Annotated in this window: 16 protein-coding genes, 1 tRNA gene and 2 riboswitches; of the genes, 14 read left to right on the top strand and 3 right to left on the bottom strand. The window is 65.3% G+C overall.

Features of this window, described 5'->3' with window-relative positions; translation table 11 throughout:
- From BBA01S_RS40550 to BBA01S_RS48430, 5 genes are read left to right on the top strand one after another with little or no spacing between them, the layout of a single operon-like run.
- Window positions 1-1,167: an NAD-dependent epimerase/dehydratase family protein gene (locus BBA01S_RS40550; protein ID WP_084162006.1), complete on the top strand. Its 1,167-nt coding sequence runs from the start codon at window positions 1-3 to the stop codon at window positions 1,165-1,167.
- The gene (locus tag BBA01S_RS08340) at window positions 1,104-2,105 is read left to right on the top strand and encodes an FkbM family methyltransferase (protein ID WP_084161968.1); all 1,002 of its coding nucleotides are present in this window, start codon (window positions 1,104-1,106) and stop codon (window positions 2,103-2,105) included. The genes BBA01S_RS40550 and BBA01S_RS08340 overlap by 64 nt, the downstream gene beginning before the upstream one ends.
- Window positions 2,102-2,908, top strand: coding sequence for a transketolase (locus BBA01S_RS08335; RefSeq protein ID WP_027816024.1), 807 nt, complete (start codon window positions 2,102-2,104; stop codon window positions 2,906-2,908). The genes BBA01S_RS08340 and BBA01S_RS08335 overlap by 4 nt, the downstream gene beginning before the upstream one ends.
- Window positions 2,909-2,912: 4 nt before the next feature.
- Window positions 2,913-3,824, top strand: a complete 912-nt coding sequence (locus BBA01S_RS08330; protein ID WP_027816023.1) for a transketolase family protein — start codon at window positions 2,913-2,915, stop codon at window positions 3,822-3,824.
- A gap of 10 nt (window positions 3,825-3,834) precedes the next feature.
- Window positions 3,835-5,307: a glycosyltransferase gene (locus BBA01S_RS48430; RefSeq protein ID WP_027816022.1), complete on the top strand. Its 1,473-nt coding sequence runs from the start codon at window positions 3,835-3,837 to the stop codon at window positions 5,305-5,307.
- Window positions 5,308-5,437: 130 nt separating this feature from the next.
- On the opposite strand, the gene BBA01S_RS08320 is transcribed toward BBA01S_RS48430, so the two are convergent.
- Window positions 5,438-5,513, bottom strand: a tRNA-Arg gene (locus BBA01S_RS08320).
- 329 nt (window positions 5,514-5,842) lie between these two features.
- Here BBA01S_RS08320 and BBA01S_RS08315 point away from each other — a divergent pair.
- A complete protein-coding gene (locus tag BBA01S_RS08315; protein WP_027816021.1) occupies window positions 5,843-6,742 on the top strand; it encodes a c-type cytochrome in 900 nt (299 codons plus the stop codon).
- Between the two features lie 91 nt (window positions 6,743-6,833).
- On the opposite strand, the gene BBA01S_RS08310 is transcribed toward BBA01S_RS08315, so the two are convergent.
- The gene (locus BBA01S_RS08310; RefSeq protein ID WP_027816020.1) at window positions 6,834-8,924 is read right to left on the bottom strand and encodes a UvrD-helicase domain-containing protein; all 2,091 of its coding nucleotides are present in this window, start codon (window positions 8,922-8,924) and stop codon (window positions 6,834-6,836) included.
- A 389-nt stretch (window positions 8,925-9,313) separates the two neighbouring features.
- Between BBA01S_RS08310 and BBA01S_RS08305 the strand changes: the two genes are divergently transcribed.
- The 8 genes from BBA01S_RS08305 (at window position 9,314) to BBA01S_RS08265 (ending at window position 20,793) form a co-directional block, all read left to right on the top strand.
- Entirely contained in the window at window positions 9,314-10,363 is a 1,050-nt protein-coding gene (locus BBA01S_RS08305) for an oxidoreductase (RefSeq protein ID WP_027816019.1), read from the top strand.
- 176 nt (window positions 10,364-10,539) lie between these two features.
- A complete protein-coding gene (locus tag BBA01S_RS08300; RefSeq protein ID WP_156965889.1) occupies window positions 10,540-10,896 on the top strand; it encodes a hypothetical protein in 357 nt (118 codons plus the stop codon).
- Between the two features lie 267 nt (window positions 10,897-11,163).
- A riboswitch (glycine riboswitch) is annotated at window positions 11,164-11,253 on the top strand.
- Between the two features lie 37 nt (window positions 11,254-11,290).
- Window positions 11,291-11,418, top strand: a riboswitch (glycine riboswitch).
- 101 nt (window positions 11,419-11,519) lie between these two features.
- The gene (gene gcvT, locus BBA01S_RS08290) at window positions 11,520-12,638 is read left to right on the top strand and encodes a glycine cleavage system aminomethyltransferase GcvT (RefSeq protein WP_027816017.1); all 1,119 of its coding nucleotides are present in this window, start codon (window positions 11,520-11,522) and stop codon (window positions 12,636-12,638) included.
- A 92-nt stretch (window positions 12,639-12,730) separates the two neighbouring features.
- On the top strand, window positions 12,731-13,111 hold the full coding sequence (gene gcvH / locus BBA01S_RS08285) for a glycine cleavage system protein GcvH (RefSeq protein WP_027816016.1): 381 nt from the start codon (window positions 12,731-12,733) through the stop codon (window positions 13,109-13,111).
- Window positions 13,112-13,183: 72 nt separating this feature from the next.
- On the top strand, window positions 13,184-16,156 hold the full coding sequence (gene gcvP, locus BBA01S_RS08280) for an aminomethyl-transferring glycine dehydrogenase (protein ID WP_027816015.1): 2,973 nt from the start codon (window positions 13,184-13,186) through the stop codon (window positions 16,154-16,156).
- 179 nt (window positions 16,157-16,335) lie between these two features.
- Window positions 16,336-17,487, top strand: a complete 1,152-nt coding sequence (locus BBA01S_RS08275; RefSeq protein ID WP_027816014.1) for an alginate lyase family protein — start codon at window positions 16,336-16,338, stop codon at window positions 17,485-17,487.
- Window positions 17,488-17,591: 104 nt separating this feature from the next.
- Window positions 17,592-18,980 (top strand): L-serine ammonia-lyase, encoded by a 1,389-nt coding sequence (locus BBA01S_RS08270; RefSeq protein ID WP_027816013.1) that lies wholly within the window; start codon window positions 17,592-17,594, stop codon window positions 18,978-18,980.
- Between the two features lie 85 nt (window positions 18,981-19,065).
- Complete coding sequence (locus tag BBA01S_RS08265; protein ID WP_027816012.1) at window positions 19,066-20,793, top strand: thiamine pyrophosphate-binding protein; 1,728 nt, start codon at window positions 19,066-19,068, stop codon at window positions 20,791-20,793.
- Window positions 20,794-20,921: 128 nt separating this feature from the next.
- Here the strand turns inward: BBA01S_RS08265 and BBA01S_RS08260 are convergent, their stop codons facing one another.
- The gene (locus BBA01S_RS08260; RefSeq protein ID WP_027816011.1) at window positions 20,922-22,070 is read right to left on the bottom strand and encodes a branched-chain amino acid ABC transporter substrate-binding protein; all 1,149 of its coding nucleotides are present in this window, start codon (window positions 22,068-22,070) and stop codon (window positions 20,922-20,924) included.
- Window positions 22,071-22,125: the final 55 nt, after the last annotated feature.

The following is a 22,125-nucleotide window of genomic DNA, read 5'->3' as shown; positions in this document are numbered from 1 at the left end:
ATGCTGAATACGCAAAAGACCGAAGTGGCCGATGTAGCCGATGTAGCCGATGCGGCCAGTCTGGCCACTCAACCCGCAAGCGGCTTCGCTGCGGGCGGCGCGACGATGCTGTCGGTCTGGCAAGACGACGTTCGGAACATCGCCGCGCAGCCGCTGCCCTGGGAAAAACTGAGCGGGCGCCGCGTGCTGGTGACGGGCGCCGGCGGATTCCTCGGCGGCTATCTGGTGCGCACGCTGCTCGCGCTGCATGCGCTCGGCAAGGTGGCCCAGCCGGTCGAAGTCGTGGCCATGGTGCGCGATGCTGCGCGCGGCCGCGCACGTTTCGCGGATATTGCCGATGAAGCGGGCGCACAACTGCAGCTGCTCGAATGGGACTTGAATCGCATCGCGGTGCCGGAACTGGATGCCTGCGACTACATCCTGCATGCCGCCAGCCAGGCAAGCCCGCGCTACTACGGCTCGGATCCCGTGGGCACCCTGATGCCCAATGCGGTGGGTACCGCGGCGCTGCTGGAACTGCTGCGGCGCAGCCCGTCGGCGCAAGGCATGCTGTTCGTGAGCAGCTCCGAAGTGTACGGCTCGGTCGCGGGCGAACAGGCCCTCGCGGAAAGCAGCTATGGCGTCGTGGATCCAACAGCCGTTCGCTCGTGCTACGCGGAGAGCAAGCGCGTCGGCGAAGCCATGTGCGCGGCCTGGCATCATCAGCACGGCATTCCCGCGTACATCGTGCGGCCGTTCCACACTTACGGCCCCGGACTTCAGGCCGACGACGGACGCGTCTTCGCGGACTTCGTCTTCAATATCCTGCGCGGCGAGAACATCGTCATGAATAGCGACGGCAGTGCGCGACGCGCGTTCTGCTATGTCGCGGACGCGATCCTCGGCTTCTTTACCGTGCTGCTGCTCGGCGCTCCCGGCCAGCCCTACAACGTCGCGAACCCGGCCGGCGAACTGTCCGTGATGGAACTCGCGGAATTGCTGGCGGGCCTCTATCCGCACAAGAACCTGCGCGTGGAGCGGCGCGCACCGGCTGGCCAGAACGGCTATCTGCTGAGCACCTTCAACCGGCTCGTGCCCGACGTGAGCCGTCTCGAAGCACTCGGATGGCGCGCCAGCACGACACCCGAAGCGGGCTTCCGTCGCATGATCGAGGCTTATCAGGCATGACATCGACCACTATTGCCCAACTCAAGGCCCGCTACCGCGATGGCAGCCTTTCGAAACCAGACTTCATTCGCGAGGCACTGGACGTCCATCGCGCGCTGTTTCACTACATGGACGTGATCCAGACCACGGATATCCGCGAGATCAGGATTGGCGCGGACTCCGTCGTGTTCGTCATCGGCGAGGAAGGCATCCGGCTTCATTGTCCGGCGAACGAGGCGCGCGTCGCGCCCATTGAAGTGATGAATTTCGACCACTACGAGATTCACGAAACCCGCGTGATGGACTGCGTCGCGCAGGACTGCCGGAACCTTGTCGACATCGGCGCGAACATCGGCATGCATACGGTGCGCTTCGCGAAGCGTGCGCCGCAAGCCCGCGTTTTCGCGTTTGAGCCCATGCCGGGCAGCTACGCTTTCCTGCAACGAAACGTGGCGGAAAATGAAGTCGGCAGCCGGGTCTCATGCTTCAACTACGGCCTTTCCGACAAGACCGGAACCATCGAGTTCTTCATTGCGCCGACGGCAGGCACCAACGCGTCGCTGCTGAACGTCGCAGGTTCGGAGGACGCACAGCGGGTAGTCGGCCTCACCTTGACGCTGGATCAGTGGGCGGCCAATCAGGGCGTCGCACCGGACTTCATCAAGTGCGATGTCGAAGGCGCAGAGCTTCTGGTATTCCGTGGCGGCCAGTCGACGCTTGCACGTCATCGCCCCGTGGTCTTTACCGAGCTCCTGCGCAAGTGGTCGAAGCCGTTTGGCTATCACCCCAACGACGTGCTCGCCTTCTTCAACGCGCTCGGCTACGAGTGCATGGCGGTCGGGGAGTCAGGCGTGCGTCGCCTGAGCGCAGTAACCGATGAAACCATCGAAACGAACTATGTGTTTCTGCACCGCGAAGCGCATGCCGAAAAGATTGCCCGCCTTGTGAGCGCCGCGTGAAAACTCCGACGACCGAACTCGCCCGACGCATGCGCGTGGAAGCGCTGCACATGGTGCAACGCGCGCGTGCCTCGCATATTGCCAGCGCGCTGTCGATCTGCGACATCGTGGCGGTGCTCTATGGCGACATCCTCAACGTAGACCCGGCCGCACCCGACGCAGCCGGGCGCGACCGCTTCATCCTGAGCAAAGGACACGCGTGCGTGGCCGTCTACGCGGCGCTGGCCGAGTGCGGCTTTTTCGAGCACGCCGACCTGCTGTCCTATGGACGTGACGGCTCGCCGCTGATGAATCACATCAGCCACAAGGTGAGCGGCGTCGAGTTTTCCACGGGCTCGCTCGGGCACGGCCTGCCGTTCGGCGTGGGCAAGGCGCTCGCCGCAAAACGCAAGCGCGCGCCCTGGCGCACCTTCGTCATCCTGAGCGATGGCGAACTAGGCGAAGGCAGCAACTGGGAAGCGATGCTCTTTGCCGCCCACCACCAGCTCGACAACCTGGTCGCGATCGTCGACTACAACAAGCTGCAAAGCCTGACGAGCGTCGACCAGACACTGCGCCTCGAACCGCTCGCGGACAAGTTCACCGCGTTCGGCTGGAGCGTGCAGGAAGTGGACGGCCACGACCACGACGCGCTTCGCGCGGCACTGGGCACCACGCCCTGGCAGCCGGGCAAGCCCTCCATGCTGATCGCCCACACCATCAAGGGCAAGGGCGTCAGCGCGATGGAGAACAAGGTCGAGTGGCATTACCGGTCGCCGAGCGCGGATCAACTGGCCGGGTTCCTCGAAGAACTGAAGGATTAAGACGATGCGCAACGCGTTCATCGAAGAACTGGTGGCTCTCGCGGCCGACCATCCGCACGTCGCGCTCATCGTCGGCGATCTTGGCTATTCCGTTATCGAGCCCTTCGCGGATCGCTTTCCGGATCGCTTCATCAATGCGGGCGTCGCCGAGCAGAACATGACGGGCCTCGCTGCCGGCATGGCGTCCGAGGGCTATCACGTCTTCACGTATTCGATTGCGAATTTCCCGACCTTTCGGTGTGCAGAGCAGATTCGCAATGACGTGGATTATCACCGCCTGCCGGTCACCGTCGTGTCGGTGGGCGGCGGTCTCGCCTATGGTGCGCTGGGATACTCGCATCACGCAGTCCAGGACTACGCGCTGATGCGCAGCTTCCCGAACATGCTGATCGCCGCTCCCGGCGACCCGATGGAGGTACGCGCCTGCATGCGCTATCTCGTCGAGCACCCGCAGCCGTCATATCTGCGCCTGGGCAAAGCCGGCGAGCCGAATTTTCACGCGACGGTGCCGCAGGTCGCGCCCGGAAAATGGCTCAAGGTTGCCGACGCGGCGACGCCCGGCCCCGCACGCAAGACGCTGCTTTCGACGGGCGCAGGCATGGGTATCGCGATGAACTGGCGGCAACATCCCGACTATGCGGGACACGAAGTGCATTCGCTGCCGCTCTGGAGCATGGCGGCAAAAGCCGGACAGCCTGCCACGCTGAAGGACTTCGCTATCGTCGAAACGCTTGAGGATCATCTCACCGATGGCGGCTTCGGCTCGTGGCTCATGGAGTCGGCCATCAGAGCGCGCGGCGTTGCGGAGCTCAACATCCACGCCCTTTCCCACGCGGTGTGCGGAACCGTGGGATCGCAGGAAAACCTCAATGCGCTGGGCGGCTTGCCGCTGCGATTGCCCGAAGCGACCTTGTAAAAGCGACACCATGCAAACTGGCAACATCCTTCTCTCCCTCTGCATTCCGACTTACAACCGCGCCGCGGTTCTCAAGACCACGCTGGAGAGCATCGTCACGCAGGAGGCATTCCTCGCGACCGACGAAATCGAAGTCGTCATCGCGGACAACTGCTCCAGCGACAATACGGCGGCGCTCGTCACGGAATACGTGCAACGCTTTCCCGGCAAGTTCGTCTTCCATCAAAACGAAGTCAACATCGGGCCGGAGAAGAATTTCCAGCTGGTGTTGAGCAAGGCACGCGGACAGTTCCTCAAGCTCCACAACGACAGCCTGCTGGTGCGCAACGGCAGCCTTGCGGAAATCGTGAAGGTCGTCAGGGCGAGCGCAAACCTGAAGCCCACCATTTTCATGACGAACGGTGCGAAAGAGGCGCCGAATCCGATCGAACCGTTGGCCGACCTGGACAGCTTCATCCAGCGCGTCTCGTATGTGTGCACCTGGATTGGTGCATTCGGGCTCTGGCGCGAGCAGTTCCAGTCGATTCCGGATTTCCTCGCGAACGAGTCGTCGCGCCTCATCCAGACCGACATCCTGCTTAAGCTGATCTCGACGGGCAAAGGCGTCCTCGTCCTGCACGGCAACTACTTCTTCTCGCAGGAAGTCGGCCGCAAGAGCGGCTACAACCTCGCCGAGGTGTTCGGCAAAAACTATCTCGGGATGCTCAAGAAGTATGTCGCCGCGGGGAAGATTTCGCCGCAGACCTACGCAAAGGAAAAGCAGGATCTGCTGCTCAACCACATCCTGCCGTACTACATGGATAGCACCAATGGTTTCGGGAAGACCGACTTCTTCGAAAACATGGAGGACTATCGCGACGAGCCGTACTTCTACAAGGCGCTGGAAGGCCGCGCGGCACTGTTCTGGCGGCTGTCGAATCCGCATAACGCAACGAAGCTGGTCAAGCTTGCCCTGACGACATCGCTGCGCAAGATCAAAGTCGGCCGTCGTACCTATGGCGACCTGATGGTGCTCGATTTCGGCCATGAGGACGAGCGCCTGAGCATCGGCAACTTCGTGTCGATCGCCGAAAACGTCCGCTTCATTCTGGGCGGCAACCATCCACACGGCGGCCTGTCGACGTTCCCCTTCACCTTCAGCTACCACGGCAAGCTGGAGGCGCAAACCAAGGGGCCGATCACGATTGGCGACGATGTCTGGATTGGCTACGACGTCATGATCCTGTCGGGCGTCACCGTCGGCCAGGGCGCGGTGATCGCTGCGGGCAGCGTCGTGACGCGCGACGTGCCGCCTTACAGCATCGTGGGCGGGAACCCGGCGAAGGTCATCAAGTACCGCTTCGAGCCGGACGTCATTGAGAAGCTGTGCGCCTTCGACTTCTCCACGCTTTCCGACCAGAAGGTTCTGGCCATGGGCGAACAGATCTACGACAAGCTGGACAGCAGCAATGTCGATGAGGTGCTGGCGAAGCTCAGGGCGTAACAGGCGTTGACTTGCTGGGCGAAGCGGGAGGCGGCGTCATGCTGCTGACTTCGGCTTCGCCTGGCGCGACTGGACAGCGCAAAGCAGCAAACACGAAGAAGGGACGAAAACGGGAAATCGGTCTGAAGGGTGGCGCGCCCGGCTGGGATCGAACCAGCAACCCCTGCCTTCGGAGGGCAGTACTCTATCCATTGAGCTACGGGCGCGTTGCCATTTGAGCGTTGCGGCCGATCCGAAGAAGACGTAGGGCCACAAGCGTCGAGGAGACCGAGAGAATACCCGGTTTCGGTTAAACCGTCCACCGCGCGGGGCTTGCGGGGCGGTGCGGCGGCGAATCGGGGCCAGACTGGGCGCGGCAAGCCGAAACATGCGCCACCACGGCGCGGGCTTCGGGTAAACGACCGCTGAACACCCCTCGCGCGTGGCAACCAGCCGCAAAACCTTCCGTCTATAATCGACCCTGTTTGCTCAATCGCAAGGCTAATGCCGTCCTGCTGTACCGCTCACCAAAAAACCAACGGGAGACGAGACAAGCATGAGCGAAGCACCCCACGGAGCCCCGATCAAAACCCCCGGCCAGCTGATCGCCGCTGTCGTTGCCGGGTTTGCCGTCCCCATCGTCATCATCATTCTGCTCGCCTACTACGTCGACAACACGACGCGTACCGGCGCAGGCACCGACGAGCTTTCCGTCCAGCAGGTCACCTCACGCATTGCGCCGATCGCGCAGGTGTCGATTCGCGACGCCAACGCGCCGCGCGTCTACAAGACCGGCGAGCAGGTCTATCAGGCGGTCTGTTCGGCGTGTCACGCGAGCGGCGCGGCGGGCGCACCGAAGTTCGGCAACGCGGGGGACTGGGCGCCGCGCATCGCCCAGGGCTACGACACGCTCTGGCACACGGCGCTGTCCGGCAAGGGCGCCATGCCCGCGCGCGGCGGCACGAGCCCCGACGATTATTCCGACTACGAGATCGGCCTGGCCGTCGCCTATATGGCGAACCACGCGGGCGCGAACTTCCAGGATCCGCCCAAACCTGCGCCCGGCGCGGCCAGTGCAGCCTCGGGTGCGGCAGCAGCAGCGCCGGCGTCAGGCGCCGATGCCAACGCCGCCCAGGCAAGCGCCGCCGCAGCGGCCATCGCAGCGATCCCGCAAGCCGGTTCGGCTCCGGCAGACGGCGCGGCTAGCGCGGACGCCTCGCAGGCTGGCAAGGCGCTTTACACGCAGGTCTGCCAGGCGTGCCACGCAGCGGGCGTGCTGGGCGCACCGAAGTTCGGCAACAAGGCCGACTGGGCTCCGCGCCTGAAAGATCCGATGGACACGATCTATAACTACGCGCTGCACGGCAAGGGCCAGATGCCTGCCAAGGGCGGTTCGAACGCCTCGGACGCCGACGTAAAGGCCGCCGTCGACTACATGGTCAGCGCGGCGAAGTAAGCGACCAGCACGCACGTTCTGAAAAACAAAGGGCCGCATCGTCAACCGATGCGGCCCTTTCCTTTTTCTTTTGCCAGTGAGCCCAGCCCGCTCAGCCCTTCTGCAACAGCGCCTTCAGGCTGGCCAGCCGATCCTTCGGCGACATAGGCGCTTCCTCAGGCGTGGGCGGCGGCGCATCGTCCAGCTCCATTTCCGGAATAAAGCGCGACGCCTCGCACACCACCGTCTCGCGCGCCCGCTTGCGCTTCTTGCACCAGTTCAGATGCAGGCTGCGCTGCGCGCGCGTGATCGCCACGTACATGAGGCGGCGTTCTTCCTCGATGCGCCCTTCGTCGATGATGTCGTCTTCCGAGCCGCCGCGGTGCGGCATGATGCCTTCCTCGACGCCCACCAGGAACACGTGCGGATACTCCAGCCCCTTCGACGCGTGCACGGTCGACAGGCGCACCGCATCCGGATCCTCTTCCTTGCCTTCGAGCATCGACATCAGCGCGACGGTCTGGATCAGGCCCATCAGGTTCTTGCCGGTGTCGGCAAGCCCGTCGGTGTTGTCGTAACCCGTGGCCTCGCTGTCTTCGCCGATTTCCTGCTCGGGCTTGGTGCCCTTGCGCTTGAGCCACTCCAGGAATTCCAGCACGTTCTGCCACTTCGACTGCGCCTGGCGCTCGTCGAAGGCGTCATACAGGTACGCCTCGTAGTGGATCGCGTCCATCAGTTCGTCGAGCACGACCGTCGCCGGATCCTTGACCGCACGCTCGGCCAGACGCTGCATGAAGTCGCAGAACACGCGCATCGGCTCGACCTGGCGTGCGGACAGCCGCGCCTCGATACCGCCCATGTACACCGCCTCGAACAGCGACACCTTGGCCTGTCCCGCAAACGAGCCGAGCGCTTCAAGCGTCGTGTTGCCCACGCCGCGGCGCGGCGTCGTGATCGCGCGGATGAACGCGGGATCGTCGTCGTGGTTCGCGATCAGGCGCAGGTACGCGCAGATGTCCTTGATTTCGGCTTTATCGAAGAACGACTGGCCGCCCGAGAGCACATACGGAATGCGCTCGCGGCGCAGCACCTGTTCGAAGATGCGCGCCTGGAAGTTGCCGCGATACAGAATCGCGTAGTCGCGGAACTGCGCGCGGCGCTCGAACTTGTGCGCCGACAGCCGGAACACCACCGATTCGGCTTCGTGCTCTTCGTCGTTGCAGGGCGTGACGGTGATCGTGTCGCCCATGCCGTGCTCCGACCAGAGCTTTTTCTCGAACAGCTTCGGGTTGTTGGCGATGACGTTGTTCGCCGCCGTGAGAATGCGCACCGTCGAGCGGTAGTTCTGCTCCAGCTTGATGACGTGCAGCTTCGGGTAGTCCTTGCCGAGCTGCGCGAGGTTCTCGATCGTCGCACCGCGCCAGCCGTAAATCGCCTGGTCGTCGTCGCCCACGGCCGTGAAAGCGGCGCGCGGGCCCGCCAGCAGCTTGAGCAGCTCGTACTGGCAGGTATTGGTGTCCTGGTATTCGTCGACCAGCAGGTAGCGCAGCTTGTTCTGCCAGCGCTCGCGCACCTGCTCGTTCTTCGCGAACAGCTCGGCGGGCAGGCGGATCAGGTCGTCGAAGTCCACCGCCTGGTAGGCGTGCAGCGTCGCCATGTAGTTGCGGTAGACGATGGCGGCCTGGTGCTCGTCCTCGTTCGACGCGGTCGCGAGCGCCTCTTCGGGCATCACGAGACCGTTCTTCCACAGCGAGATGATCGACTGGATCTTGCGGATGAAACCCTTATCCGTCGAGCCCACCTGCTCCTGGATCATCGAGAAACAGTCGTCCGAATCCATGATCGAGAACTGGGGCTTGAGCCCAAGATGCTCGGCTTCCTGACGCAGGATCTGCACGCCCAGCGAGTGGAACGTACAGACGGTGAGCTGGTGCGCCGGCACCTTGCGGCCTTCCTTGCCAGGCGTCGTGAGCGTCTTGCCTTCGAGCAGCTTGCCCACGCGCTCGCGCATTTCGGCGGCGGCCTTGTTGGTGAAGGTCACGGCCGCGATATGGCGCGGCTCGAAGCCTTTCGCTTCGATCAGGTGCGCGATCTTCTGCGTAATGACGCGCGTCTTGCCGCTGCCCGCGCCTGCGAGCACGAGACAAGGGCCGTCGAGATAGCGCACCGCTTCGTTTTGGGCGGGATTCAGACCTGCGGACATCGTTGCCTGGATTTGGAAAAACGGGTGGTACGGCTGGGAGGCGCGGGCTTTCGTGGCGCGCGCTCACGCCGATGGACGGCGCAGCGCGGCGAGCCGCGCGGGCGAAAGGCAGACCGAAGTTACCAAGAAGCATCGGGCGCTGCCTGCATGGCGCACCCGCGTGGGCCGGCCTCTCGCGCGAGAGGTGCGATGTTAACACGCTCCGCCTTCCCGCCGATGTCGCCCCGCTAAGTGCAAATCGGGCACTTCGGGCGTCCGTCATCTGTCCCTTGCGCGCTGCCACGCACCGTGCGGCGCATGCCAAAATAGCCAGTTCCCTCCCCGGGGGCGTCGCTATCCGCGCCGCTGCCGGACATGCTGCATAACCTGCTGGAAAGAGGACGCGCTTCATGACTGCACCGCTGCAAATCGGCCTGATGGGCTACGGCTTCGCCGGCCAGACCTTCCACGCACCCGTGATCGCTCACAGCGGCGCAGCCACGCTCGCCGCCATCGCCACGAGCCAGGCCGAGCGGGCGCAGGCCGACTATCCCGACGCGGCCATCGTCCCCGATATCGACGCGCTGCTCGCGCTCGACGCCATCGAGTGCGTCGTGATCGCCACGCCCAACGACACGCACTACGAGCTCGCACGCCGCACGCTGGAGCGCGGCAAGCACGTGCTGGTCGACAAGCCGGTCACGCTCACCGCCGAAGAAGCGCGCACGCTCGCGGCCATCGCGAAGCAGCGCGGTCTCGTGTTCGCGCCCTTCCACAATCGCCGCTGGGACGGCGACTTCCTCACCGTCAAAGAGCTGATCGCCAACGGCGAACTGGGCCGCGTCACGCATTACGAATCGCACTTCGACCGCTTCCGTCCGCAGGTGCGCCAGCGCTGGCGCGAGGACGCCGCGCGCGGCGGCGGCCTGCTCTACGATCTCGGGCCGCACCTGATCGACCAGACGCTGGCGCTCTTTGGCGCGCCGGAATCGGTGACGGCCTTCGTCCATACGCGCCGCGACAACGCGAGCGCGCCCGACTATGCGCATATCGTGCTGCGTTACGACGGCCTCGACGCCGTGCTGCACGCGAGCGCGCTGGCGGCCTATGCGCCGCGCTTCGCGATTCACGGCACGCGCGGCAGCTACCTGAAGAACGGTCTCGATACGCAGGAGGATCAGCTGAAGGCGGGCCTGCGCCCCGGCCAGGCCGGTTTCGGCGAGGGCAACGAAGCGGGCCGCCTGCACGCCATGGCCGACGACGGCCAGGAGTCGGATCGCGAAGTCCCCAACGCGGCAGGCAATTACGCCGATCTGTACCGCGCGCTGGCGGCGGCGATCCACGACGGCCAGCCGTTCCCGGTGAGCCCGCAGGACGCCATCGACGTCATGACGATCGTCGAACTGGCGATGCGCAGCGCCGCGGAAGGCCGCTCGATCCCGTTTTCGCGTTCGGTCTGAGTCCGGTCTGAGTCCGCTCTGAGTCCCGGTTCCTTGCATTCGTCCGACACGACTGAAAGCTCCATACAAACGGTTACATCTGCGGCGCAGTGCGCCGTCATCGTCTCGCACGCGCGGGACGTTTGCCGACGTACAACGCCAAAAAGAGCAGCAATGACCACAGGAGAGTCACAACAATGACCCGTTTGAACCGTGCATTCCGGATTGCAGCAGCGAGCGCGCTTGTTTCCACGCTCGCCGCCTGCGTCGTCAATCAACCGGCGCCGCGCCCCGGCCCGAACCCGCATGAAGTGGCAGTAGACCGTCTGCACCAGATCGACGCCCGCATCGACAACCTGAGCCGCCGCATCGACATGCGCGTGAATCAGGGCTACTACCCGCCGCCCCAGGGTGGCGCGCTGCATCATCGCCTCGACACGATCCGCGGCGAAGCGCACGACATGGCGGCCCAGCATGGCGGCGGCATTTCCGGCGACGAGCAACACGTGCTGAACCAGGAACTCGATACGGCTGCGCGCGCCATCGGCGAATAAGCGCTTGTCGCGCAGTCGATCTGCATTAAGTCTGCAGTACGCCGAACGGGCCGCCTCGCGCGGCCCGTTTTCTTTTGCGCTGGCAAAGAACCTGAACGGGCCTAAGCGGGCCACATCCCAGGCCCAATTTCGCCTGCCCGCGCGATCCGCGTGTCTGCCGCGCAAGCCACGCCAGTGGCCGCTCCCGCGCTCGCGCCCCGTTCTCGCCGCGCGTTCCCGACCAGTTTTTTCCGCATTGACACAGCCCCGCGGCGTCCCGCACAATCGCTGCGCGCGTCGGGAGAGCGTGCCGTCGAATCAGGATGGCGCCGCCGAAGGGGCAACCCACAAACTCTCAGGCAAAAGGACCGTACGCGCCGAACCGCTGGATCGCCACAGGCGAACCGGCACTCAGGTTCGCAACTCTGGAGAGCGGCAGTAGGACGGCGGAGGGATCGTAACCCTGGCGTTCAGGCTGCCCACCGAAGGGGCGCGCGTCGACCACGACGCAATCTCTCAGGTATCGAGGACAGAGGGGCCATGCAGGAAACGACCACGGGCATTGTGCCGGCGGCGTTTCCTGCATGGCCTTTTTCGTTTTCGCGCGAAATGGCGCAAGAACGCTCGCGACCGCCTGAGGCCCCATGACCGAACTCAAACGCACCCCGCTGAACGATACGCACCGCGCGCTCAATGCCCGCATGGTCGACTTCGGCGGCTGGGACATGCCCGTCAACTACGGCTCGCAGATCGACGAGCATCGCGCCGTGCGCACCGACGCCGGCATGTTCGACGTCTCGCACATGTGCGTGGTCGACTTCGAAGGCGCCAAGGCGCGCGAATTCTTCGCCCGCGCGCTCGCCAACAACGTCGGCAAGCTGACGGTGCCCGGCAAGGCGCTCTACTCCTGCATGCTCAATCCCGAAGGCGGCGTGATCGACGACCTGATCGTCTATTACTTCGCCGACGACACCTTCCGCACCGTCGTCAACGCGGGCACCGCCGAAAAAGACATCGCCTGGTTCGAGAAGCTCAACGCCGAAGGCGGCTTCGGCCTGACCATCACGCCGCGCCGCGACCTGGCGATCGTCGCCGTGCAGGGCCCGAACGCCCGCGAAAAGGTCTGGCAGGTCGCGCCCTCCTCGCGCAGCGCCACCGAACTCCTCAAGCCCTTCAATGCAGCGAAGATCGAAGCAACGCCGTTCGGCGAGCTGATGGTCGCGCGCACCGGCTACACCGGCGAAGACGGCTTCGAGATCGTCGTGCCGGCTGCCGCCGTCTGCGAACTCTGGGACGCGCTCAAGCGCCAGGGCGTGACGCCGTGCGGTCTGGGCGCGCGCGACACGCTGCGCCTCGAAGCGGGCATGAATCTGTACGGCCAGGACATGGACGACAGCGTCTCGCCGCTCGACGCGGGCCTCGCGTGGACGGTCGACATGAAGGAGCCGCGCGAGTTCACCGGCCGCGCCGCACTCGAAGCCAATGGCACGCGCTCGACCTTCGTCGGCCTCATCCTGCAGAAGGAAAACGGCAAGGCGGGCGGCGTGCTGCGCGCCCATCAGAAGGTGCTCACGCCGCACGGCGAAGGCGAAATCACGAGCGGCACTTTCTCGCCGACGATGCAGGAATCCATCGCCTTTGCGCGCGTGCCCGTGGGCGTGCAGCCGGGCGACCTGGTGCAGGTGCAAATCCGTGACAAGGCCCTTCCCGCAAGCGTGGTAAAACTGCCGTTCGTGCGCAATGGCAAGGTGCTGGTCGCCTGATTCCGCAAGCATTTTTCAGCCGCTTGCAGCAATCGCGCCGCGCACGCCTCCCTCTTTTCTAGCCATACAAGCAACCACGCACTGGAGCAACCATGAGCATCCCGGCCGACCTGAAATACACCGAATCGCACGAGTGGATCCGCACCGAAGCCGATGGCACCCTGACCATCGGCATCACCGACCACGCACAGCAGGCGCTGGGCGACATCGTCTTCCTGGAACTGCCGGAAGCCGGCCGCACCGTCGCCGCCGGTGACGCCGTCGCCGTGATCGAATCGGTCAAGGCCGCATCGGACATCTACGCACCGGTCGCCGGCGAAATCGTCGCCTCGAACAGCGACCTCGCCGACGAACCCGAAGAAGTGAACAGCGAGCCGTACGCATCGTGGCTCTTCAAGATCAAGCCCGCCGCCGACGCGAAGTTCGACGGGCTGCTCGACGCCGCCGCCTACGAAAAGGCAATCGGCGCTTAACCCCCGCAACCGCAACGGCGCGACGACGCGAGGCTCTCACCGGTCTCACGCCGCGCGCCGGCAGGAATCTTCATGAAGCTCGAACACCCGGATCGTCTGATGAACACCTCGCCCTCGGCTATTTCGCTCGCGGCGCTCGAAGCCCACGACGCCTTCGCCGCCCGTCATATCGGCCCTGACTCGGCCGACCAGCAGGCGATGCTCGATGCGCTGGGCTTTGCCTCGCGCGCCGCGCTGATGGATGCGGTGATTCCGGCGCAGATCCGCCGCAAGGAAACGCTGCCGCTCGGCCCCTTCGCGCAGCCGCGCTCGGAAGCCGAAGCGATCGCTGCCCTGCGCGCGCTCGCCGACAAGAACCAGGTGTTCCGCTCGTACATCGGGCAGGGCTACTACGACACGCATACGCCGGCCGTCATCCTGCGCAACGTGCTCGAAAATCCGGCGTGGTACACGGCTTACACGCCGTACCAGCCGGAAATCTCGCAGGGCCGCCTCGAAGCCCTGCTCAATTACCAGCAGATGATCGTCGACCTAACGGGTCTCGCGATCTCGAACGCTTCGCTGCTCGACGAAGCCACCGCCGCCGCCGAAGCCATGACGCTCGTGCAGCGCGTGGGCAAGTCGAAGTCGAACGTGTTCTTCGTCGCCGACGACGTGCTGCCGCAGACGATCGAAGTCGTGAAGACGCGCGCCAAGCCGATCGGCATTGAAGTGAAGGTCGGCCCGGCTGCCGAAGCCGCGCAGGCTGGCGCGTTCGGCGTGCTGCTGCAATATCCGGGCGCCAACGGCGATGTGCGCGATTACCGCGAACTCGCCCAGGCCGTGCACGCGGCTGGCGGCTCGGTGATCGCCGCCGCCGACCTGCTCGCGCTCACCGTGCTCACGCCGCCGGGCGACTGGGGCGCGGACGTGGCCGTGGGCAACTCGCAGCGCTTTGGCGTGCCGATGGGCTTCGGCGGCCCGCACGCCGCTTACCTCGCGGTGAAGGACGAATTCAAGCGCCAGATGCCGGGCCGCCTCGTGGGCGTGACCATCGACGCGAACGGCAACCCGGCGCTGCGCCTCGCGCTGCAAACGCGCGAACAGCATATCCGCCGCGAAAAGGCCACCTCGAACGTCTGCACGGCGCAGGCGCTGCTCGCCATCATGGCCAGCATGTACGCGGTCTATCACGGCCCGCAGGGCCTCAAGCACATCGCGCTGCGCGTGAACCGCGTCGCGGCGATCCTCGCGGCAGGCGCGCAAAAGCTCGGCTACACGCTCGTCAACGCGTCGTTCTTCGACACGCTCACGTTTGAAGCCGGTTCGCGCACCCAGGCGCTGCACGACGCGGCGCTCGCACGCGGCATGAACCTGCGCCGCGTGAGCGAAACGCGCGTGGGCGTGTCCGTTGACGAAACCACGACGCGCGCCGACCTGGCCGACCTGCTTGCCGTCTTCGCGCAAGCTGCGTTCGCAGGCGAAACGCCGTCGGTCGACGCCATCGACGCCGAACTCGCCGCCGCCAGCGCCGCCACGTTCCCGGCCTCGCTCGTGCGCGAAAGCGCTTACCTCACGCATCCGGTCTTCAACCGCCATCATTCGGAAACGGAAATGCTGCGCTACCTGCGCAGCCTGTCGGACAAGGATCTCGCGCTCGACCGCTCGATGATCCCGCTCGGCTCGTGCACGATGAAGCTCAACGCCACGTCCGAAATGCTGCCGGTCACGTGGCCCGAGTTCGGCCAGATCCACCCGTTCGCGCCGACCGAGCAAACCGTCGGCTATCGCGAGATGGTCGACCAGCTCGAACAGATGCTCGTGGCCGCGACCGGCTACGCCGCCGTTTCGCTGCAACCGAATGCCGGCTCGCAGGGCGAATACGCCGGCCTGCTCATCATCCAGGCGTACCACGCCTCGCGCGGCGAAGCCGATCGCAACGTCTGCCTGATTCCCGCTTCGGCGCACGGCACCAACCCGGCGTCGGCGCAGATGGCCGGCATGCAGGTGGTCGTGGTTGCCTGCGACGCACAAGGCAACGTCGATCTCGCCGACCTGAAGGCCAAGGCCGAACAGCACGCCGCGAAGCTCGCGGCCATCATGATCACGTATCCGTCGACGCACGGCGTGTTCGAGCAGAACGTGCGCGAAGTCTGCGACATCGTGCACGCGCACGGCGGCCAGGTGTATGTGGACGGCGCGAACATGAACGCGATGGTGGGTCTCGCAGCGCCCGGCCAGTTTGGCGGCGACGTCTCGCACCTGAACCTGCACAAGACCTTCTGCATTCCGCACGGCGGCGGCGGCCCGGGCGTCGGCCCGGTCGCGGTCGGCGCGCACCTTGCGCAGTTCCTGCCGAACCAGCTTTCGTCGGGCTACAAGCGCGACGAACACGGCATCGGCGCTGTCAGCGCGGCGCCTTATGGCTCGGCGTCGATCCTGCCGATTTCGTGGATGTACATCGCCATGATGGGCGCGGCCAACCTCACCGCCGCCACGGAAACCGCGATCCTCAACGCCAACTACGTCGCCAACAAGCTCGCCCCGCACTATCCGGTGCTGTACAGCGGCCCGGGCGGGCTGGTCGCGCACGAGTGCATTCTCGACCTGCGCCCCATCAAGGATGCAAGCGGCATCACCGTGGACGACGTCGCCAAGCGCCTGATGGACTTCGGCTTCCACGCGCCGACCATGAGCTTCCCGGTGCCGGGCACGCTGATGGTCGAACCGACCGAATCGGAATCGAAGGAAGAACTCGACCGCTTCATCGACGCCATGGTTGCAATCCGCGAGGAAATCCGCGCTGTCGAAGACGGCCGTGCGGACAAGGAAGACAACCCGCTGCGTCACGCGCCGCACACGGCTGCCGTGGTGGTCGCGAACGAGTGGAACCACGCTTACTCGCGCGAACAGGCGGCCTACCCGGTCGCTTCGCTCGCCGCGCGCAAGTACTGGCCGCCGGTCGGCCGCGCCGACAACGCGTATGGCGACCGCAACCTGTTCTGCTCGTGCGTGCCGGTCGGCGAATATGCCGACGAAGCGGCCGCACAGGGCGCGGGCGAGTAACACGCGCCCTGCGCCGCGTCCCTTCGCGCCAGCCAGCCGCCCTTGCTGCAAGGCGCTCACACCGCCGCGCGCCCTTTGCGGGGCCGCGGCGGTTTTCGCGCAACGCACATTTGCTGCCGCAAACGCCTGCCAAACCGTTAACATCACACACCTGTCAGCCTTGAATCAGGGAGTCGCGCATGGCGCGGAAGGTGGGAACGGCGTTTGCCGGGCATGCTCATTCGGCCAATCAGGCAACGCCCGCGCGCAGCGCGCGCAAGCATCTGGTTGCCTGTCTCGTGAGCATGGGTCTTGCGGCCCTGGGCGCGGCGCAACCGGCGCGCGCGGCGATGAACTTCTGCGCGGCGCCCGCCTTGCAGACAAGCGAGCGCACCAACGCCGATCCCGGCGTCAAGGCGCTGGTCGCCGAGGTGCAGTCGCACGTGAACGACACGCCGCATCCGCTTGCGAAGCTGCATACGGAAGGCACGCTGCCGCACGAAGGCATTTACGACCAGAGCGTGGAGGCCGAGAAAGAACTCGACCTGATGCGCAATGCGGCGCTTGCCTGGCGCGCGACCAGCGACGACCGCTACCTGAAGCTCGTCGACCGCTTTCTGTTTGCGTGGGTCACGACGTATCAGCCGAGCTTCAACCCCATCGACGAAACCCGTTTCGAAGGACTGATCCTCGCCTACGACATGACCGCGAGCGCGCTGCCCGTGAAGACGCGCAACGCGACGATGGTGTTCCTGAACAAGTTCGCCAATGGCTACATCCAGCAGGTGGATTCGCAGCCGCGCCCGCTCAAGGGCACTTTCGCGAACAACTGGCAGAGCCATCGCGTGAAGCTGATTTCGATGATCGCGTTCACGCTGGACAACCGCAAGATGATTGCGACGGCGCAGCGCCTGTTCATCGAGCATATCGGCGACAACGTCGCGCCCGATGGCTCGACGCTCGATTTCACCGAGCGCGACGCGCTGCACTACGTCACCTACGATTTGCAGCCGCTCGTGACGGCCGCGCTCGCCGCGCGCCGCCACAACCGCAACTGGTTGCCGGAGCGCGCCGCCAACGGCGCGACGCTGGCGGGCGCGCTGGACTGGCTCACGCCCTATGCCACGGGCGAGAAAACGCACGAGGAATTCGTGCATTCGAGCGTGCCGTTCGACGCCAAGCGCCGCGAGGCCGGATTGCCCGGCTACACCGGCGCATGGGACGCGAAGAACGCCGCCGAGCTGTATCACCTTGCAGCGCGTCTGGACGGCCGTTACACGCCGATCGCGCTCAAGCTGGCGCCCACGCCACCCGCGTGGCTCGCCGTTTGCCTGCCGTTGCCGGCGCGCTGACCAGCGCGCGAGGGGTTGCAGCGGTGGCGCATTGAATTCGATGCCGCGCACCGCACCGTGCGGCATCCCCTGAAAACCGACACGATCAAGCAGGAGCAGTACCCATGGCAGTAAGCGTTTTCGATCTCTTCAAGATCGGCATTGGGCCGTCGAGCTCGCACACCGTCGGCCCGATGCGCGCCGCCCTGATGTTCGCCGAAGGGCTGGAGCGCGACGGCCTGCTCGCGCCCACCGCCTCGGTGAAAGTCGAGCTGTACGGCTCGCTCGGCGCCACCGGCAAGGGCCACGGCACCGACCGCGGCGTCATGCTCGGCCTGATGGGCGATGCACCCGACACCGTCGATCCCGACAGCATCAACGAACGTCTCGAAGCCGTGCGCACCTCGCGCCTGCTCGCGCTGCTCGGCCATCACACGATTCCTTTCGTGATGAAGGAGCACATCGCGTTCTATCGTCAGGCGCTGCCCGAGCACCCGAACGGCATGAAGCTGCGCGCCCTCGACGCCAACGGCGAGACGCTGCGCGAGAGCACGTATCTCTCCGTGGGCGGCGGCTTTGTCGTCACGGCCGGCGCGCCGAACACCAAGGTGCTGTCGGCCGCGCAGCAGATGCCGCATCCGTTCCGCTCGGGCGCCGAACTGCTCGCGCTGTGCGCGTCCACGGGCAAGAGCATCGCGCAACTGATGCTCGAAAACGAACGCGTCTGGCATAGCGACGAGGAAATCCGCAGCGGCCTGCTGCGCATCTGGGACGTGATGCAATCGTGCGTGTCGCGCGGCTGCGGCATCAACAATCCCGAAGCAGAAGGCACGCTGCCCGGCCCGTTCCAGGTCAAGCGCCGCGCGCCGCAGCTCTATCGCGCGCTCACCGCGCATCCGGAGCGCGCGTTGCAGGATCCGCTGTCGATGATCGACTGGATCAACCTCTACGCGATCGCCGTCAACGAAGAAAACGCCGCGGGCGCCCGCGTCGTCACCGCGCCGACCAACGGCGCGGCCGGCATCATCCCCGCCGTGCTGCACTACTACGTGCGCTTTACGCCCGGCGCGAACGAGCAAGGCGTGATCGACTTCCTGCTCACTGCGGCGGCGATCGGCATTCTCTACAAGCTCAACGCATCGATCTCGGGCGCGGAAGTAGGCTGCCAGGGCGAAGTGGGCGTGGCCTGCTCGATGGCGGCGGGCGCGCTCGCGGCCGTGCTCGGCGGCACGCCGCTGCAAGTCGAGAACGCCGCTGAAATCGGCATGGAACACAACCTTGGCCTCACCTGCGATCCGGTCGGCGGCATGGTGCAGATTCCCTGCATCGAGCGCAACGCCATGGCGTCGGTGAAGGCCGTCAACGCGGCGCGCATGGCGCTGCGCGGCGACGGCGCGCATTACGTCTCGCTCGACTCCGTCATCAAGACGATGCGCGAAACCGGCGCTGACATGAAGACGAAGTACAAGGAGACTTCGCGCGGCGGCCTCGCGGTGAATATCGTCGAGTGCTGATCGTGCGGTGACCTGAAGCACGGCAAGACCATATCGAAGCAGGATCGCAAAACCCGATTCAGGACTGAGAGGAGACAGCAACGCCATGCAGCAGCAGTCGAACGAAACCGCTTCAAATCTCGCATCGCAGACCGTCACCGGCGCGCGCCTCGTGGTGGACGCGCTCGTCGCCAATGGCGTCGAGCGCGTGTTCTGCGTGCCCGGCGAGAGCTATCTCGCCGTACTCGATTCGCTCGCGGACGAGACCGCGCGGATCGACACCATCGTGTGTCGCCACGAAGCGGCCGCAGCCAATATGGCAGAAGCGACCGGCAAGCTCACGGGCAAGCCGGGCATCGCGCTCGTCACGCGCGGGCCGGGCGCGACGCACGCGTCGATTGGCGTGCACACCGCCTTCCAGGATTCCACGCCGATGATCCTGCTGATCGGCCAGGTCGCGCGCGAGCAGATGGATCGCGAGGCGTTCCAGGAGATCGATTACCGGCGCATGTTCGGGCAGATGGCGAAGTGGGTCGCGCAGATCGATGACGCGCGCCGCGTGCCCGAATACCTGAGCCACGCGTTTCATATCGCGACCTCGGGCCGTCCCGGCCCCGTCGTGCTGGCGCTGCCCGAAGACATGCTCAGCGGCGCGATTCCCGCAGCCGAAGCACAGCGCACGCCGCCTGCGGCGCAGCGCGTGCAGGCCTCGCCCTCGGCCGCGCAGATGGTGCGTCTGCGCGAGTTGCTGGCGGGCGCGAAGAAGCCCTTTGTGATCGCGGGCGGCCATGGCTGGACGCCCGCAGCGTGCGCCGACCTGCAACGCTTCGTCGAGAACTGGCAGTTGCCCATCGGCCTCGCGTTCCGCTTCCAGGACACGCTGAGCAACGATCATCCGAACTACGCGGGCGACGTGGGTCTCGGCATCAATCCGGCGCTGTCGGCGCGCATTCGAGAAGCCGACGTGCTGCTCGCACTCGGCCCGCGTCTGGGCGAATCCACGACGGGCGGCTACACGCTGTTCGACATCCCCAAGACGACGCAGACGCTCATCCACGTGCATCAGGGCGCGGAAGAACTCGGGCGCGTCTATGCCGCCGATCTGCCGATCGTCTCGGGCCTCGCGGAAATGGCAGCGCTACTCGCGGCGCTGCCCGCGCCCGACATGCCCGCGTGGACTGGCGCGGCCACCGAAGCGCACGAGGCGTATCTCGCGTGGCGCACGCCGCGCCCGATGCCCGGCGACGTGCAGCTCGGCGAAGTGATGCAACAGTTGCGCGCACAACTTCCCGACGATGCCATCGTCACGAACGGCGCAGGCAACTACGCGACGTGGCTGCATCGGCATTTTTCGTATCGGCACTTCCGCTCGCAGCTTGCGCCCACCAGCGGCGCGATGGGCTACGGCGTGCCCGCAGCGATTGCCGCGAAGTCGCTGTATCCGCAGCGCGCCGTGGTGGCGCTCGCGGGCGACGGCTGCTTCATGATGGCTTCACCGGAACTCGCAACGGCCATGCAGTACGGCCTGAACGTGGTGTTCATCGTCGTGAACAACAGCCACTACGGCACGATCCGCATGCACCAGGAGCGCCACTATCCAGACCGCGTGCATGGCACGCAGCTCACCAATCCGGACTTCGCGGCCTTTGCGCAGTCGTTCGGTGCGCATGGTGAAGTGGTCACGGCGACCGCGCAGTTCGCGGGCGCACTGGAACGCGCGCTCAAGGCAGGCAAGCCCGCGCTCATCGAGATCCGCGTGACGAAGGAAGCGAGCACGCCGGCCGCGACGCTCGAACAGGTGCGCGACGCCGGCAGAAAATCACGCGGCGAATGACTGACAAGGAATCCTGAATAAGCTCACCTTTGCCGTTGTAGAAGGCGGGCACACAAAACAAAAGCCCCGCGGATCTTGCGATCTCGCGGGGCTTTTTACTTCTTCGCAGCGAAAGCTAGCTCAACAGCTTACTTGCCGCCCACGCTTTGCAGCGTCGTCCACTTGCCGTCGACGACCTTGTACAGCGTGATGCCGCCGTTCTTCAGGTCGCCCTTCGGGTCATACGCGAGGTCTTTCGACGTCACAGCCGGCATGCTGGTCTTCGCGAGGAACGGCAGGTACTTTGCCGGATCCGTCGAGTTGGCCTTCTTCATGGCGTCGAACAGGGCCATTGCGCCGTCGTAGGCGTACGGCGAGTACGTCTGCACGTCTTCACCGAAGCGCTTCTTGTACTTCGCGACGTAGTCCTTGCCGCCCGGCATTTCTTCCAGCGGCAGGCCGGCGAGCGATGCCACCGTGCCGTTCGCTGCGTCACCCGCGATCTGCAGGAAGGTCGGCGTGTGAACCATTTCGCCGCCCATCAGCGGAGCCTTCAGGCCCAGCGACTTCATCTGCTTGACCATCGGCGCAGCCTGCGAATCGGCGCCGCCGTAGTAGACCAGATCCGGGTTCAGCGACTTCACCTTCGTCAGGATCGACTTGAAGTCGACAGCCTTGTCGTTGGTGTATTCGCGGTCGATGATGTTGCCGCCCGCAGCCTTCGCAGCCTTGGCGAATTCGTCGGCGAGACCCTGGCCGTAAGCCGTGCGGTCGTCAACCACGACGATCTTCTTCATGCCCAGGTTCTTCACTGCGAACGTGCCCGCGACCGAACCTTGCTGCGTGTCCGAAGTCATCATGCGGAACGTCGTCTTGAAGCCTTGCTGCGTGTATTCCGGCGCCGTGGCCATGGCGATTTCGGGGATGCCTGCGTTCGCGTAGATGCGCGAAGCCGGGATCGTCGTGCCCGAGTTGAAGTGGCCGAGCATGCCCTTGATACCGTCGTCGACGAGCTTCTGCGCGACCGTCGTGCCCGTGCGCGGGTCAGCCTGGTCGTCTGCCGAATCCAGCACGAAGCGCACCGGCTTGCCGCCGATCACCGGCTTGGTCGCATTCATGTCTTCGACCGCCAGCGTGATGCCGTTCTGGAAGTCCTTGCCGTAGTGCGCCTGCGCACCCGTCATCGGACCTGCGAAACCGATCTTGACGTCGTCGGCCTGCTGCGCGTTTGCGGTCCCCGCCAGCGACAGGGCCGCAACCAGCGTTGCGCCTGCCAGCTGCTTCATCGTGTGTTGCATAGCTTCTCCTTGGTACCAGGTATCAAATGAGCGGCTTCGGCTCGTAGCTTTGCCG

Source organism: Paraburkholderia bannensis NBRC 103871, from assembly GCF_000685015.1.
Taxonomy (GTDB): domain Bacteria; phylum Pseudomonadota; class Gammaproteobacteria; order Burkholderiales; family Burkholderiaceae; genus Paraburkholderia; species Paraburkholderia bannensis.
Note: the sequence above shows the minus strand (reverse complement) of the source record. Positions and strands in the feature narration are given on the sequence as shown.

Coding starts and splice junctions, on each gene's coding strand:
- BBA01S_RS40550 (WP_084162006.1), top strand. CDS start 1: ATGCTGAATACGCAAAAGACCGAAGTGGCCGATGTAGCCGATGTAGCC.
- BBA01S_RS08340 (WP_084161968.1), top strand. CDS start 1,104: ATGGCGCGCCAGCACGACACCCGAAGCGGGCTTCCGTCGCATGATCGA.
- BBA01S_RS08330 (WP_027816023.1), top strand. CDS start 2,913: ATGCGCAACGCGTTCATCGAAGAACTGGTGGCTCTCGCGGCCGACCAT.
- BBA01S_RS48430 (WP_027816022.1), top strand. CDS start 3,835: ATGCAAACTGGCAACATCCTTCTCTCCCTCTGCATTCCGACTTACAAC.
- BBA01S_RS08315 (WP_027816021.1), top strand. CDS start 5,843: ATGAGCGAAGCACCCCACGGAGCCCCGATCAAAACCCCCGGCCAGCTG.
- BBA01S_RS08310 (WP_027816020.1), bottom strand. CDS start 8,924: ATGTCCGCAGGTCTGAATCCCGCCCAAAACGAAGCGGTGCGCTATCTC.
- BBA01S_RS08305 (WP_027816019.1), top strand. CDS start 9,314: ATGACTGCACCGCTGCAAATCGGCCTGATGGGCTACGGCTTCGCCGGC.
- BBA01S_RS08300 (WP_156965889.1), top strand. CDS start 10,540: ATGACCCGTTTGAACCGTGCATTCCGGATTGCAGCAGCGAGCGCGCTT.
- gcvT (WP_027816017.1), top strand. CDS start 11,520: ATGACCGAACTCAAACGCACCCCGCTGAACGATACGCACCGCGCGCTC.
- gcvH (WP_027816016.1), top strand. CDS start 12,731: ATGAGCATCCCGGCCGACCTGAAATACACCGAATCGCACGAGTGGATC.
- gcvP (WP_027816015.1), top strand. CDS start 13,184: ATGAAGCTCGAACACCCGGATCGTCTGATGAACACCTCGCCCTCGGCT.
- BBA01S_RS08275 (WP_027816014.1), top strand. CDS start 16,336: ATGGCGCGGAAGGTGGGAACGGCGTTTGCCGGGCATGCTCATTCGGCC.
- BBA01S_RS08270 (WP_027816013.1), top strand. CDS start 17,592: ATGGCAGTAAGCGTTTTCGATCTCTTCAAGATCGGCATTGGGCCGTCG.
- BBA01S_RS08265 (WP_027816012.1), top strand. CDS start 19,066: ATGCAGCAGCAGTCGAACGAAACCGCTTCAAATCTCGCATCGCAGACC.
- BBA01S_RS08260 (WP_027816011.1), bottom strand. CDS start 22,070: ATGCAACACACGATGAAGCAGCTGGCAGGCGCAACGCTGGTTGCGGCC.